The sequence below is a fragment of the Kitasatospora sp. NPDC001527 genome (assembly GCF_040298605.1).
Classification (GTDB): domain Bacteria; phylum Actinomycetota; class Actinomycetes; order Streptomycetales; family Streptomycetaceae; genus Kitasatospora.
Genome location: NZ_JBEPAM010000032.1, coordinates 1 through 14,378, shown reverse-complemented (window position 1 = coordinate 14,378; position 14,378 = coordinate 1). Strand labels below are relative to the sequence as shown.

The 14,378-nt window shown below is 74.0% G+C and carries 13 protein-coding genes; 11 read left to right on the top strand and 2 right to left on the bottom strand.

Features of this window, described 5'->3' with window-relative positions:
- Window positions 1–115: 115 nt before the first annotated feature.
- The 3 genes from ABT238_RS25370 (at window position 116) to ABT238_RS25360 (ending at window position 2,404) form a co-directional block, all read left to right on the top strand.
- Window positions 116–808, top strand: a complete 693-nt coding sequence (locus ABT238_RS25370; RefSeq protein WP_350569045.1) for a TetR/AcrR family transcriptional regulator — start codon at window positions 116–118, stop codon at window positions 806–808.
- Window positions 809–891: 83 nt separating this feature from the next.
- Window positions 892–1,602, top strand: coding sequence for a ribonuclease HII (gene rnhB, locus ABT238_RS25365; protein ID WP_350792177.1), 711 nt, complete (start codon window positions 892–894; stop codon window positions 1,600–1,602).
- A gap of 100 nt (window positions 1,603–1,702) precedes the next feature.
- Window positions 1,703–2,404 carry a hypothetical protein gene (locus tag ABT238_RS25360; RefSeq protein WP_350569042.1) on the top strand — a complete coding sequence of 234 codons (702 nt, stop codon included), beginning with the start codon at window positions 1,703–1,705 and terminating at the stop codon, window positions 2,402–2,404.
- Window positions 2,405–2,486: 82 nt separating this feature from the next.
- On the opposite strand, the gene ABT238_RS25355 is transcribed toward ABT238_RS25360, so the two are convergent.
- Entirely contained in the window at window positions 2,487–3,176 is a 690-nt protein-coding gene (locus tag ABT238_RS25355; protein ID WP_502884329.1) for a hypothetical protein, read from the bottom strand.
- 311 nt (window positions 3,177–3,487) lie between these two features.
- Between ABT238_RS25355 and ABT238_RS25350 the strand changes: the two genes are divergently transcribed.
- Together ABT238_RS25350 and ABT238_RS25345 are read left to right on the top strand one after the other, a co-directional pair.
- Window positions 3,488–5,644, top strand: coding sequence for a RecQ family ATP-dependent DNA helicase (locus ABT238_RS25350; protein WP_350569041.1), 2,157 nt, complete (start codon window positions 3,488–3,490; stop codon window positions 5,642–5,644).
- 147 nt (window positions 5,645–5,791) lie between these two features.
- Window positions 5,792–6,139, top strand: a complete 348-nt coding sequence (locus ABT238_RS25345) for an ArsR/SmtB family transcription factor (protein WP_350792149.1) — start codon at window positions 5,792–5,794, stop codon at window positions 6,137–6,139.
- Window positions 6,140–6,203: 64 nt separating this feature from the next.
- Here ABT238_RS25345 and ABT238_RS25340 read toward each other — a convergent pair whose 3' ends face one another.
- Window positions 6,204–7,577 carry a cation:proton antiporter gene (locus tag ABT238_RS25340; protein ID WP_350792131.1) on the bottom strand — a complete coding sequence of 458 codons (1,374 nt, stop codon included), beginning with the start codon at window positions 7,575–7,577 and terminating at the stop codon, window positions 6,204–6,206.
- 261 nt (window positions 7,578–7,838) lie between these two features.
- On the opposite strand from ABT238_RS25340, the gene ABT238_RS25335 reads away from it, so the two are divergent.
- From ABT238_RS25335 to ABT238_RS25310, 6 genes are all read left to right on the top strand, one after another.
- Entirely contained in the window at window positions 7,839–8,888 is a 1,050-nt protein-coding gene (locus ABT238_RS25335) for a hypothetical protein (RefSeq protein ID WP_350569037.1), read from the top strand.
- A gap of 117 nt (window positions 8,889–9,005) precedes the next feature.
- Window positions 9,006–9,359, top strand: coding sequence for an ArsR/SmtB family transcription factor (locus tag ABT238_RS25330; RefSeq protein WP_350792093.1), 354 nt, complete (start codon window positions 9,006–9,008; stop codon window positions 9,357–9,359).
- Window positions 9,356–9,604, top strand: a complete 249-nt coding sequence (locus ABT238_RS25325) for a hypothetical protein (RefSeq protein WP_350569034.1) — start codon at window positions 9,356–9,358, stop codon at window positions 9,602–9,604. The genes ABT238_RS25330 and ABT238_RS25325 overlap by 4 nt, the downstream gene beginning before the upstream one ends.
- Window positions 9,605–9,755: 151 nt before the next feature.
- Window positions 9,756–12,053: an MMPL family transporter gene (locus tag ABT238_RS25320; RefSeq protein ID WP_350569033.1), complete on the top strand. Its 2,298-nt coding sequence runs from the start codon at window positions 9,756–9,758 to the stop codon at window positions 12,051–12,053.
- A 230-nt stretch (window positions 12,054–12,283) separates the two neighbouring features.
- Window positions 12,284–12,502 (top strand): MbtH family protein, encoded by a 219-nt coding sequence (locus ABT238_RS25315; RefSeq protein WP_350569032.1) that lies wholly within the window; start codon window positions 12,284–12,286, stop codon window positions 12,500–12,502.
- Between the two features lie 91 nt (window positions 12,503–12,593).
- Window positions 12,594–14,378: condensation domain-containing protein (locus ABT238_RS25310; protein ID WP_350792023.1), on the top strand; the 1,785-nt coding region annotated here is incomplete at its 3' end.

Below are 14,378 nucleotides of genomic sequence, written 5' to 3'. Positions count from 1 at the left end.
GGTCCGGCGCGGCCCGACGGCGTCCCGCGGGCTATGAAGGAACGGAATCGTTCACTACTGTGGACGATAGCGTTGGCGAGATTATGAACGCAAGCGTTCCTTAGGGTTGGTGACGATGGATCAGTTGGTTCGGCAGCAGGCGGCGGGCCGCCCCGCCGGCCCGGCGGCGCAGCGGGCGCCCGAGGCCGTGCGGTCCTCCTGCCCCGTCCAGGTCGTCGCCGGGGCCCTGGGCCGGCCGGCGCGGCGGCGGGGGAGGGAGCTGGAGCTGGCGATCTTCGAGGCGACGCTCGATCAGCTCACCTCCGGCGGGTTCGCGCGGCTGACGATGGAAGGCGTCGCCGGCGCGGCGCGGACCGGGAAGGCCGCGCTGTACCGGCGGTGGGCGTCCAAGGTGGAACTGGTCATCGACGCCCTGGACTCCACTCTCCCACGCCCTGCCGACACCCCCGCGCTCGGGTCCGCCCGTGAGGAACTGCACCACCTCGTCGAGGGTTTCGTCTCCGTCGCGAGCTCCCGGGCGGGCGGTGCGATGAGCGCGGTGCTGGCCGAGCTGGACCACGAGCAGGCGGAGCTGTTCAAGGACTTCATGGCCCAGCGGATGCTGCAGCCGACCAAGGACGTGATCCTGGACATCCTGCGCCGGGGTGCCGCCCGCGGCGACGTCCGGGCCGACGCCGCCACCCCGGTGGTCGCCGACGTCGTCCCGGCGATGCTGCTGTACCGGGTCAAGGTTCTGGGCTGCCGGATCGGCCCCGAGTTCGTCGACCAGCTGGTCGACGAGGTGCTGGTCCCGCTGATCCGGCCCTGAGCGTCCCCGGGCCCGTCCGGGGCCGCCCGGGCCTGCGGGCGGTTGGCATAGGCTGGAGGCCGACCAGCTGAACGGATCCCCTCATGCCCATCGTCCCGCCGACGCATTCCGTCGAGCGCTCGCTGCGCCGCGCCGGCGCCAGGACCGTCGTCGGCCTCGACGAGGTCGGGCGCGGTGCCTGGGCCGGGCCGGTCACCGTGGGGGCGGCCGTCACCGGCCTGCGCCGGCCGCCGGAGGGGCTGACCGACTCCAAGCTGCTCACCGAACCGCGCCGCCGCGCGCTCGCGCCCGTGCTCGCCGACTGGGTCACCGCGTACGCGCTGGGCCACGCCTCGGCGCTGGAGTGCGACGAGCTCGGGATGACCGCCGCGCTGCGGCTGGCCGCCGTCCGGGCGCTGGAGGCGCTGCCGGTGGAGCCGGACGCGGTGATCCTCGACGGCAAGCACGACTACCTCGGCGGCCCCTGGCGGGTGCGCACGGTGATCAAGGGCGACCAGTCGTGCATCTGCGTGTCCGCCGCCTCGGTGCTCGCCAAGGTCCACCGCGACGGCCTGATGGCCGGCCTCGGCGAGGAGCACCCCGCGTACGGCTTCGCCGACAACGCCGGCTACCCCTCCCCGGTCCACCGGGCCGCGCTGGAGGAGCTGGGCCCGACCGAACACCACCGCCTCTCCTGGTCCTACCTCGACGGGCTGCCCCGGTGGCGCCACCTGAAGCGGATCCGGGTGCTGCCCGGATCCGGCGGAGCGGGCTCCGCGGAGGCCGCCGGGGAGCAGCTCGCGCTCGGATTCTGACGGTTCGTCGGGAAGCTCCCGCGGTGGTGCGCGGGGCGCGCGGTGCCCAAGGGGTGGGGCGCCCGTGCGCGTTCGACCGGCATTTGATAGATATCCGGGTATGCCTGTCTTCCCCGAGGAGCCGGAGATCAAAGAGAGCCTCCCGGGCCCCGGCGTTCCCAGCCCCCGCGAGTCGGACGCACAAGCCCTCCGCGCGCCGGCCACCGGCGCGACCGCCGCCGTACCGTCGGCCACCGGCGTCACGCCGGCGCCGGTGCCGGGCCCCCGCCCCGCGCCGCCGCGGCCGGCACCGCCGCGTGCGGCGGCCGCGCGTACGGACCGTCCGGGGCCTTCGCCGCGCCCGAACCCGATTCCCAAGCCCAGCCCTCCGCGGCCCGCGCCCCGCCCGGCGCAGGTCGAGGTCCGGCACGTCCCCGCCGCGGAGGCGGAGGCGCTGGACCGCGCGGACGAGACCGTCGACCTGCTGCTGGAGGCCGGCCGCGACCCCGGTGCCGTCCTGGTGCTGACGGTCGGCGCGGCGCACCCGTGGCAGCAGCACGAGCTCTCCTTCGGCGAGGAGCGCTACTGGGCGCAGCTCGCCGAGGGCGGCGACGTGTTCTACGCCGACGCCGGGCTGACCCGCCCGGCCCGCCGGCCGGTGGTCGTGCTGGTCGTCAACGGCGGCCCGGCCGACACCGCCGCGGCGGTGTACACCAAGGCGCTGCGGCACGCGGAGTCGCTGCTGGTGGTCTGCGGCGGAACCGACCCGGCCGCCGCCGGTGCGCCGCTCGCCGCCCCGGCCCCCCGCAAGCTGCCCGCCTGAGAACCGTCCCGGCCCGGTACCCCCCGCGGTGCCGGGCCGCGGCGTTCCCGCCGCCCGCCGGCGCCCGGGAGCGGCCGGCCGGTCAGCGGGTGCCGGTGCGCCGGGCCGGGCCGATCGCCGCGACCCGGGCGGGCCAGGCGCGCTCGGACTGGCGGGAGCGCGGTGACCGCTCGCCGCGCTGCGGGCGCTGGCCGCGCGGGGGCTCCAGCGCCGTGCGCGGCGGCAGCTCCGTCACGGTGTGGACCGGCCCGTCCGCCCACGAACCCGCGTGCGGATTGCGCCCGCCGCGCCCGTCGCCGAGGACCTGCCAGCCGGCCGGGGTCAGGGCGACGTACGCCCCGCAGCGCAGCCCGTGCAGGCTCGCCGCGTCCCGCAGGGCCCACATCCAGGCGCCGTCCTGGTCCGTCCAGCCGGCCGCGCCCTCGCGGCAGCGCAGCAGGACGGCCGTCCGTTTCGGGGCGGGCAGCCGCAGGTCGTGCGGGGTGACCTGGCGCAGCTGGGTGAGGACCGCGTTGCGGTGCTGCCAGCCGTCCGTGTCGTGCGGCCAGGGCGCGAACGAGGCCGAGGCGGTGACCCGGTGCAGCGCGTCCAGGACGGCGACCACCACGGTGCCGGGCTGCGGCAGGTGGCGCCGGTGCAGGTCCAGGACGAGTTCGCGGGGGTCGCGGAGCAGCGGGATCCCCGAGGCCGCCCAGGTCTCCAGGCCGAGCTCCCGTCTGGGGGCCGAACTCCGGACGGGGGGATACTGACCTCGGTCGTTGCCGCTGATCACGACCCTCCTTCCGACCCACGGGCGCGCGGGTGTCTGCGTACGCCGGAGGAACGGTCCGCAGGACCAGGCTCCGGGTACGGTCCAATTCTCAGGGCAGATGGGGTGGAGCGGCAACGATGAAATGATGAACGCCGCCCGAAAGCCCATGTTCTGCCGGAATTATTCACCGGGCGCAACACTCTCCGGCCGGCGCCCGGCGACTGCTCCGTTCGGGTGGGCCGGACCGCTTCCCGGCCGCCCGCGGGCCCCCGCCGGCCCGGCGGTCCGGGCCGAGGTGGCGGATTGTCCCCGCCGTCGGGTTGCATGGGGGCATGAACGATCTGGAGCTGCGCACCGAAGCCGATGCCGTCCTCGCCGAGCTGGTCGGTGATCCGACGGGGACGGCGCGGCTCCGGGAGGACCAGTGGCAGGCGGTGGCGGCGCTGGTCAGGGAGCGCCGCCGCGCGCTGGTGGTGCAGCGCACCGGCTGGGGCAAGTCGGCGGTGTACTTCGTGGCCACCGCCCTGCTGCGCCGGCGCGGCTCCGGCCCGACGGTGATCGTCTCGCCGCTGCTGGCGCTGATGCGCAACCAGGTCGACGCGGCCTCGCGTGCCGGCATCCACGCGCGCACCATCAACTCGGCGAACCCGGAGGAGTGGGAGACGATCCACGCCGAGGTCGAGCGCGGCGACGTCGACGTGCTCCTGGTCAGTCCCGAGCGCCTCAACTCCGTCGACTTCCGCGAGCAGATGCTGCCCAAGCTGGCGGCCACCACCGGCCTGCTGGTGGTGGACGAGGCCCACTGCATCTCCGACTGGGGGCACGACTTCCGCCCCGACTACCGCAGGCTGCGGGCGATGCTGGCCGAGCTCGCCCCGGGGGTGCCGGTGCTGGCCACCACGGCGACCGCCAACGCCCGGGTCACCGCGGACGTGGCCGAGCAGCTGGGCACCGGCGGCGGCGAGGCCCTGGTGCTGCGCGGCCCCCTGGAGCGGGAGAGCCTGCGGCTGGGCGTGGTGCGGCTGCCGGACGCCGCGCACCGGATGGCCTGGCTGGCGGAGCACCTGGACGAGCTCCCGGGCTCCGGGATCGTCTACACGCTCACCGTGGCCGCGGCCGAGGAGGCGACGGCGTTCCTGCGCCAGCGCGGCCTGGTGGTCTCCTCGTACACGGGCCGGACCGAGAACGCCGACCGCCAGCAGGCCGAGGACGACCTGCTGCACAACCGGGTCAAGGCCCTGGTGGCCACCTCCGCGCTGGGCATGGGCTTCGACAAGCCCGACCTCGGCTTCGTGGTCCACCTCGGGTCGCCGTCCTCCCCGATCGCCTATTACCAGCAGGTGGGCCGCGCCGGCCGCGGTGTGGAGCACGCGGAGGTGCTGCTGCTGCCGGGCCGTGAGGACGAGGCGATCTGGCGGTACTTCGCCGAGACCGCCTTCCCGCCGGAGGCCCAGGTGCGCCAGACCCTCGCGGTCCTCGCCGAGGCGGGGCGGCCGCTGTCCGTGCCGGCCCTGGAGACCTCGGTGGACCTGCGCCGCAGCCGGCTGGAGACGATGCTGAAGGTGCTGGACGTGGACGGCGCCGTGCGGCGGGTGAAGGGCGGCTGGACGTCCACGGGCGCCGACTGGGCGTACGACGCGGAGCGGTACGCGCGGGTGGCCCGGCAGCGCGCGGCCGAGCAGGAGGCGATGCGCTCCTACGTCACCACCACCGGCTGCCGGATGGAGTTCCTGCGGCGCCAGCTGGACGACGAGGAGGCCGTGCCGTGCGGCCGCTGCGACAACTGCGCGGGCGCCTGGGCCAGCGCCACCGTCTCCACCGAGACCGTGGCGGGGGCGACGAAGGAGCTCGGCCGTCCCGGGCTGGAGATCGAGCCGCGCCGGATGTGGCCGACCGGCATGCCGGCGCTGGGCGTCGACCTCAAGGGGCGCATCCCGGCCCAGGAGCAGTGCTCGCCCGGCCGGGCGCTGGGCCGGCTCTCCGACATCGGCTGGGGCAACCGGCTGCGCCCGCTGCTGTCCGAGCAGGCGCCGGACGGGCCCGTCCCCGAGGACGTGCTGAAGGCGGTCGTGACGGTCCTCGCCGACTGGGCGCGTTCCCCGGGCGGCTGGCTGGCGGGCGGACCGCAGGCCCCGGCCCGGCCGGTCGGGGTGGTCGCCGTACCGTCCCTGTCCCGCCCCCGGCTGGTCTCCTCGCTCGCGCAGGGGGTCGCGGGCATCGGGCGCATCCCGTACCTGGGGGAGCTCGCGTACACCGGCCCGGGCGGTGCCCACGTGGCGCCGCGCAGCAACTCCGCCCAGCGGCTGCGGGCGCTGGCCGCCGCTCTCACCGTCCCCGGGGAACTCGCCGCCGCGCTGGCCGGCGACCCGGGGCCGGTCCTGCTCGTGGACGACAGCACCGACTCCGGCTGGACCCTCGCGGTGGCCGCCCGCCTGCTGCGGCGGGCGGGGGCCGGAGAGGTCCTGCCGCTGGTGCTCGCGGCGGGCTGACCGTCCCGCCCGCCGGGAGGGCCGGCGCCCCCGTCCGGGGCGCCCGGGGCGGTAACCGGAGGCGAGTCGCGCAGATCGTTTGACATCGGCACGGAGCGTGGTAAGCCTCGACGGACGGTAGACCACGGATTCAGGGGGGCGTGGGCCATGTCCAGCATCGAATTCTTAGCCTTACTGGCTGCGGTGGGGCATCCGCAGAGGCTCAGAATCATCGCCGCACTCGCGGAACGGCGGATGTACATCAGCGAGCTGGCCCGCCGTCTGGGGATGTCCCGCCCGCTGTTGTACATGCATCTGGACCGGTTGGAGAAGGTCGGCCTGGTGGAGGGGAGCCTGGACCTGTCCGAGGACGGGAGGGCGCTGCGGTACTTCGAGCTGGTGGAGTTCGAGCTGGACGTGGACGTCGAGACGATACTGGCCGCCGTGCGGTCCGACGAGGAGCAGGGGGCGGTGGAGCCCGCGTCGAAGGACGAGGAACCGCCGCCCGGACCGTAAGGGTCTGTCTCTCGGATCCTTGCCGGGGCTGATCCGACAGAATCCAGGAGACAGACCCCGGGCCTCAGACCCCGGCCCGCCGGGCGCCGGAGGGCGGACCCTGGCTCCCGACCTCCAGTCTCGGGTTCCCGGAGCCCGCCCCCGGTGCCGGGGAGGGCTCCGTTCCGTCGCCCGCGCCGCGCAGCCGGTTGAGCGCCGGGGAGGTGAGGGCCGTGGTGACGAGGGCCATCAGCACCAGCATGGTGAACAGGTCCTGGCCGATGACGCCCAGTTCGAGTCCGATGTTGAGGATGACGAGCTCGGTCAGTCCGCGGCAGTTCATCAGCGCGCCGACCGAGAGCGAGCTGCGCCAGCTCTGTCCGCAGGCGCGCGCCGCCGCGGCGCTGCCGCCCCACTTGCCGAGCACCGCGACGGCGAAGACCGCGAGGGCCCACAGCCACAGCGCCGGGTCCGACCCCAGCATGCCGATGTCCGTGCGCAGCCCCGTGTGCGCGAAGAAGAGGGGCAGCAGCAGCGGCACCACGACGGTGCGCAGCCGGGAGGCGGCGCGGTGGATCTCCGGTGACGTGCGCGGCATGACCATCCCGAGGGCGAACGCGCCGAACAGGGCGTGCAGGCCGATGCGGTCGGTGGCCAGCGAGGACAGGCACAGGCCCGCGAACAGCGCGAGCAGGACGAGGTTGTCCCGCCCGCCCTCGGCCGGGTCCCCGTCGGCCCCGGCCGTCCGCGGTCCCGCGGTGAGGGCGGCCCGCCGGGCCAGCCGGTCGATCAGCGGCCGTACCGCGTACAGCATGAGCGCGATGAAGCCCGCCGACATCAGGGCGGTGAGCACCGGCTCGAAGGCGGAGCCGCTGTGGGTGACGGTCACCACGATCGCGAGCAGACACCAGGCCATGGCGTCGTTGACGGCCGCGCAGGCCATCGCGAGGGCGCCCAGCGGCGAGTGGTAGATGCCCCGGTCGGTGAGGATCCGGGCCAGCACCGGGAAGGCCGTGATGCTCAGGGCCACGGCGATGAACAGGACGAACGGCAGCCGTCCGACGCCGTCGGGGGCGAGCGGGCCGTACATGCCGAGCGCGAGCGTCGCCCCGAGGGCCAGCGGCAGGAGGATCCCGGCCTGGCTGACGGCCAGGGCCGTCCGGCCGAGGCCGCGCAGCGTCCCCAGCTCCAGTTCCAGGCCGATGAGGAACATGAAGACCAGCAGGCCGAGCTGGCCGAGCACCCCGGTGTACGGGATGGACTGCGGGGGGATCAGCAGCCGCTGCGCCTCGGGCCACAGCTGGCCGAGCAGCGAGGGGCCGAGCAGGATGCCCGTGGCGATCTCCCCCACGACGGGCGGCTGTCCGACGCGGCGGGCGAGGGCGGCGCCGGCCCGGCAGGCGACGATCACGGTCGGAACGGCGATCAGGAGTCCGGGCAGCGGATCGGTTGCGGACACGGGCGGTTCCTTCCGGGCGAAGGGGCCGTCGGGCGGGGCCGCCGGGCCTTCACGGTGGGCGAGGTGGGCGACGGATCGGGCGGGTGCCCCCACGAGGCGCTGCGGGAGCGGGCGGAGCCGGAACCCGTCCAGGGTGGGAGCGGGACCTATACCTGCCCTATAGGGCCCGCGGGTGCGGCGGCGGGGCGGAGGGCGGCAGAGACGGAATATAGGGCGGGCTCGGAGGCTGGGAGGCCGGTAACCCCTCTTCGGAAGGAAGCCATGAACCGCACACAGCGCTTCGCCCTGACGGCCGCCGCCGTCATGGCCGCCACCGGCCTCGGCGGCCTCGCCCCGGTGGCCCAGGCCGCGCCGGCGGCCTGCACCTACCGGCCCAGCCAGCTGCCCGTCCCGGCCGGCGCCACCGCGGGCGTGGTCACCGCGATGGCCGGTACGGACGTCTACGCCGGGCGGATCGAGTACCCGGTCTCCGGCGGGACCCAGCCGCACGCGGCGATCTGGTCGGGCGGCACCGTCACCGACCTGGGAGTCGTGACCGGCGCCGACACCACGCTCGGCGTCTTCGACGTGAACGCCTCCGGCGTCGCGGTCGGCTACGCCTGGCAGCTCACCGGCTCCGACGACGGCTGGCCGACCGGGAAGGACTTCCCGATCCGCTCCCGCAACGGGCGGCTGGAACTGCTGCCGCTGCCCGCGGGGGCCTACGACGTCGTGGCGCGGGTGGTCACGGCGAACGGCGACATCTACGGCGACGGCTACGCCGATGACCCCAACCACCGGGTCGTCTTCCACTGGCCCGCCGGCAGCACCGGGCCCGCGGTCCGGCCGTCCGGGTTCCCGGTCGGCAGCCGGGTCGAGGGTGTCGACACGGACGGCACGGTCGCGGTCACGGCCGTCGACGACATCAAGGGGACCACCCGCCCCTACCTCTGGAAGGCCGGTGTCGCGCGGGCGCTGCCGATTCCGTCCGGGGCGGTGAACGCCACCATCTCGGCGATCTCCAACGGCGTCGTGTCGGGCGACGGCCAGGCCGCGGACTTCAGCCGGTTCGGCGTCGTGTGGGGCGCCTCCGGCCAGGCCGCGCGGCTGACCGACAGCTACGGGACCTCGGACGTCAACAGCACCGGCCTGATCCTCGGCACCTCCGGCAGGTCCCGCTCGACCACGCTGTGGCAGGGCACCGCCACGGCGGCCACGGTCGCCGGCGACGGCCAGGTGTACGCCCTCAACGACGGCGGGACGCTGGGCGGAGCGAACGCTCCGGCCGGCACCACCTACCCCAGGTTCCCCGCTGTGTGGCGCTGCTCCTGATGCCCGGTCAGCACTGAGGAAGGGGCCCGGCCGTCTCGGCCGGGCCCCTTCTGCATTGGCAGATGACAAGAGAAATGAGTACCTGCTAACGTTCCTTTGCATGTGCTGGGTGTTGCGATGAAGACGCCACTGCCAACCGGTGATGAGCTGGTGCTGATGTTGGCGACCCTGGCCAACCCGCACCGCCTTCGGGTCGTCGCGGTGCTGGCCGGGGGGCGCAAGTACGTGAGCCAGTTGGCTCGGGACATGGGGATCAGCCGCGCGCTGCTCCAGGTCCACCTGAAGAAGCTGGAGACGGCCGGGCTCGTGTCGGCGCAGCTGGAGATCTCACCCGATGGGAAAGCGATGAAGTTCTACGAGGTGACACCCTTCGCGGTGCACCTGACGCCGGAGTCGATCGCGGCCGTGATGCCGACGCTGACCAGTGCCGAGGCGGCGCCGGGGCGCGAGGAGAAGGGGGGGGACCGATGAACGGGTCCGACTGGACGGAGATCATCGGGGCGCTGGGCCTCTTCCTCCTGGTCACCGTGGTGCTCGCGGTGCTCATCTGGCAGTTCGGTGCCACCTACCGAGCCAAGGCGGCGCTGGCCCGCGAAGGGGAGTACCGCAAGCTGGCCGAGACGGCCGTCGCGGTCCAGCAGGACACCGAGCGCGAACTCTCCGAGATGCGCGGGCGGCTGGAGTCGCTGGAGCGGATCCTCAAGGAAGTCGAGTAGGAGGCGGGCGCGCGTCGCCTTCGCGCACCACGCGACACATCGAGCGGGGCCGCCGAGCGGCAACTCGGCGGCCCCGGTTTCGGAAGGCATCTCCCTCGCCGACAGGCGAGTTTTCCCTGGACAAGCACCTCCATCTCAAGGAGAGCAGTTCATGCTGCGCAAAGGCAAGCCGGATGCCGCGCCTTCCGGCGGCGGGACACCGGACGTGACGGCCGCCAAGGGCGGCGTCGTGGAATCCGTCGTCGGCTGGTCGGTCCGCCACCGGACGCTGGCGATCACCGGCTGGCTGGCCCTCGTGATCGTCGCCGTCCTCTCCAGCTCGTTGATCAGCGGGCGCGACGCCCGCTCCACCGACCCGGGCGACGCCGGGAAGGCCCAGCGGATCGTGCGCGCCGAGGACGCCGGCGACTCCATCCGCGAGAACGTCCTGATCCAGGCCCGCGAGGCCGGCGGCCCCGCGTTCCTGTCCAGCCCCGAGCTCAAGGAGGCCGCGCAGAGCCTGGTGACGGCGCTGCAGGGCACCGGAGAGGCGGTGGCCGACATCGGTTCGCCGCTGGGCGCCGACGGCGGACGCTGGATCTCCCAGGACGGCCGCTCCGGCCTCGTCACCTTCGAGCTCGCCGGCCCCCTGGAGAACCGCAAGCAGAACTACCGCGCGGTCCTCGACCTCGTGAAGAAGGCCCAGGACACCCATCCGCAGCTGCGGATCGTGCAGGCGGGCGACCGCAGCCTCAACGCCGTCGTGGACGACGCGATCAAGGACGACTTCAAGCGCTCCGAGGTCACCTCGCTGCCGCTGACCCTGGTGATCCTGCTCGTGGTCTTCGGTTCGCTGATCGCCGCGGGCATCCCGCTGCTGCTGTCGGCGACGGCGGTCATCGCCACCTTCGGCCTCCTGCAGACCATCGGCAAGGTGGTGCCGGTCAACAGCGCCGCCTCCTCCATCGTGCTGCTCATCGGCATGGCCGTGGGCATCGACTACTCGCTGTTCTACCTGCGCCGGGAGCGCGAGGAGCGGCTCGCCGGACACGACACCCGCACGGCGCTCGCGATCGCGGCCCGCACCTCCGGCCACGCCGTGGTGGTCTCCGGGCTCACCGTGATGGTCTGCGTGTGCGGCCTGCTGTTCACCGGGCTCGACGTCTTCAAGGGCCTGACGGCCGGCACCGTGGTGGTCGTCGGCCTGACGGTGGTCGGCTCCGTGACGGTGCTGCCGGCGCTGCTGGCCGCCCTGGGCCACCGCGTCGACAAGGCCCGCATCCCGTGGCTGGGCCGGCGCCGGACCGCGGCCCGCGAGTCGCGCACCTGGTCGTCCATCGCCCGCGGCGTCGTGCGGCGCCCCGCGCTGACCGGTGGCATCGCCACGCTCGTCCTGCTCGTCATGGCCCTGCCCGCGCTCGGCATGCACCTGCAGGACCCGGCCACCACCGACAGCCTGCCGCGCAGCGTCGCCCCCGTGGACGCCGCGGTGCGCATGAACGAGGCGTTCCCCGGTTCGGCGAGCCCCGCCCGGGTCGCGATCGCCGACCGCTCCGGCGGGAAGGTCGACACCCCCGCCCTGCGCGAGGCGGTCGGCGCCCTGCACAAGCAGGCCGCCACCCCCGGCAGCGGCATCGCCGAGCCGATCACCGCGGTGCCGATCGGCGACGCGATGGTGGTGCGGGTGCCGCTGGTCGGCAAGGGCACCGACGACACCTCCAACCGGTCGCTGGAGAAGCTCAGGGACACCGTGCTCCCCGCCACCGTCGGCGCGGTGCAGGGCGTCGACTACGCGGTCGGCGGCAAGACGGCGCAGCCGTACGACTTCGCCCAGCGGCTGAACGGGCGGACCATCGCGGTCTTCGCCTTCATCCTCGCCCTGGCCTTCGTGCTCCTGCTGGTCGCCTTCCGCTCCTGGGCCATCCCGCTGGTGTCGATCCTGCTCAACCTGCTCTCGATCGGCGCGGCCTACGGCGTGCTCACCTGGGTCTTCCAGGACGGCAACCTGGCCTCGCCGCTCGGCTTCACCTCGTACGGCGGTGTGGTCGCCTGGCTGCCGCTGTTCATGTTCGTGATCCTGTTCGGCCTGAGCATGGACTACCACATCTTCATCCTCAGCCGGATCAGGGAGCGCTGGGCGAAGGGCGCCAGCTCGAAGAACGCGATCATCGGCGGCATCGGCAGCAGCGCCGGCGTGGTCACCAGCGCCGCCGCCATCATGACCGCCGTGTTCACGGTGTTCGTGAGCCTGACCGCCATCGAGTACAAGATGATGGGCGTCGGCATGGCCGTGGCCATCCTCATCGACGCCACCGTCGTGCGCGGCGTGCTGCTGCCCGCGGCGATGGCCCTGCTGGGCGACCGCGCCTGGTCGGCCTCCGGGCGCGGCCGGCACCGCCCGGCGGCGCAGGAGTCCGCGGCGCCCACCCTTGAGCCGGTACGCCCCGCCCACCATTCCCCCGTGTCGTAGGCGGGGCGTACCGCACCACCGAAGCGCCCCGTCCCGGGAGTCAGGCATCCGCCGGCTCCCGGGGCGGGGCGCTTCGCGCGTCCGCACACCGGCCGGGGCGCGCCCGCGGACGCCCGCGGACGCCCGCATAGCTCCGGTATAGGCGAAGTATCGGGCGGTCGAGAAAGCTTCAGACGTTGATCGACGAGCATCCGAGAATCCGAACTCCGTCTCTCATGTGAGGACTTCTGATGGCTGAAGAGCGGGACGACGCCGAGATCTACCTGGTCGTGGTCAACGACGAGGAGCAGTACTCCGTCTGGTGGGCCGACCGGGAGCTGCCCGCCGGGTGGCGTGCCGAGGGCACCACGGGAACCCGTGCCGCCTGCCTGGAGCACATCGGCGAGGTGTGGACCGACATGCGTCCGCTGAGCCTGCGCCGGCGCATGGAGCAGCAGCCCGCGCACTGAATTCCCGGCCGCCGGAGGCCGGTCGAGGAAAAGCGAGCAAGGTCCCACATCAAGTCGGCTACGCAGTAGCGGTGGCAGAGGAGCAGCTGAGATGAGCGCCGGTAACAACAGGGACGGCGCTGCCGTCGACGCCCTTCGGGAAGAGCTCCTCCGCCGCCGGCTCAGCGGGGCGGCACCGCGCGGAGGCCGGCCGGGCATCGGTCCCGCGGACCGGACCGCCCCGCTGGTGCTGTCGCACGGGCAGCGGCAGATGTGGTTCCTCAACCGGCTCGAACCGGGCAGCCCCGAGTACCTGGTGCCGTTCGCCTTCCGGCTGCGCGGCGCGCTCGACGTCGCCGCGCTGCGCCGGGCCTGGACCGAACTGACCGCCCGGCACGAGGTCCTGCGCACCCGGTACGCGCTGGCCGGCGCGGAGCCCGTGCAGCTCGTCGACGACGCGGCCGCCGAGCCGGAGCTGCCGCTCGTCGAGGCCACCGGCGCCGCGGCGGACCGGATCCTCGCCGAGGAGGCCGTCACCCCCTTCGACGTCGAGCGGCAGTGGCCCGCGCGGGCGCGGCTGATCCGCACCGGCCCCGACGAGCACATCCTCACCGTGGTCTTCCACCACATCGCCTTCGACGCCTGGTCCACCGGCGTGCTCGGCGGCGAACTCGCCGCCCTCTACGAGGCGTTCCGCGAGGGCCGGCCCTCCCCGCTGCCCGCCCTCCCGGTCCAGTACGCCGACTACGCGGCCTGGCAGCGCGCGGAGCTCTCCGGCGACGCGCTGGAGCGGCACCTGGCGTACTGGCGCGAGCGGCTCGCCGGCCTGCCGTCGACCGACCTGCCCGCCGACCGGCCGCGCCCGGCCTTCCGCAGCTCCGCGGGCGGCGACGTCTCCTTCCCGGTCTCCGCCGAACTGTCCGCCGCCGTCCGGGACATCGCGCGCCGCCACGGGACCACCCCGTTCGTCGTGCTGCTCTCGGCGTTCCAGCTCCTGGTGTCCCGCTACACCGGTCTGCGCGACGTCCCGGTCGGCACGACCGTCTCGGGCCGCGTCCACCCGCAGCTGCAGGACATGATCGGCTACTGCGTCAACAGCCTGGTGATGCGCGGCCGCTGGCAGGAGGACACCGGGTTCGACGACCTGGTGGCGCTCAACCGGGCCGCCCTCGCCGACGCCTACGACCACCAGGCGGTGCCCTTCGCCCAGCTCGTCGACGAGCTGCGGCCGGAGCGCGACATGTCGCGCACGCCGCTGTACCAGGTGGCCCTCACCATGCACCAGCGCGGCGACGGCGGCCTGAGGCTGGCGGACCTCGACGTCGTCCCCCACCCGATGACCAGCCGCATCGCCAAGTGCGACCTGGAGCTCCAGGTCGACGACGCGGGACAGGACGGCTTCCGGGCCCAGCTGGTCTATGCCACTGCCCTGTTCGACGAGGCCACCGTCGAGCGGATGGCCGGGCACTTCGTACGGCTCCTGGAGTCCGCCGTCGCCGAGCCCGGCCGTCCGGTCGCCCGGCTCGGCATGCTCGGCGCCGGTGAGCGGGAGTGGTTGCTGGCGGCGGGTGGTGAGGGGTCCGTCGCGGCGGATCCGCGGGTCGTGCACGAGGTGTTCGAGGCGCGGGTGGCGGTGGCTCCGGAGGCGGTGGCGGTGGTCGCCGGTGGTGTGGAGCTGACGTATGCGGAGGTGAACCGGCGGGCGAACCGGTTGGCGCACCGTCTGCGGGCGCTGGGTGCGGGTCCGGAGTCGTTGGTGGGTGTGTGCCTGGAGCGTGGTGTCGAGCTGCTGCCGGCGCTGTTGGGTGTGCTGAAGTCGGGTGCGGGTTATGTGCCGCTGGATCCGGCGAATCCGGTGGAGCGGTTGGGGTATGTGCTGGCGGATGCCGGTGTGGGG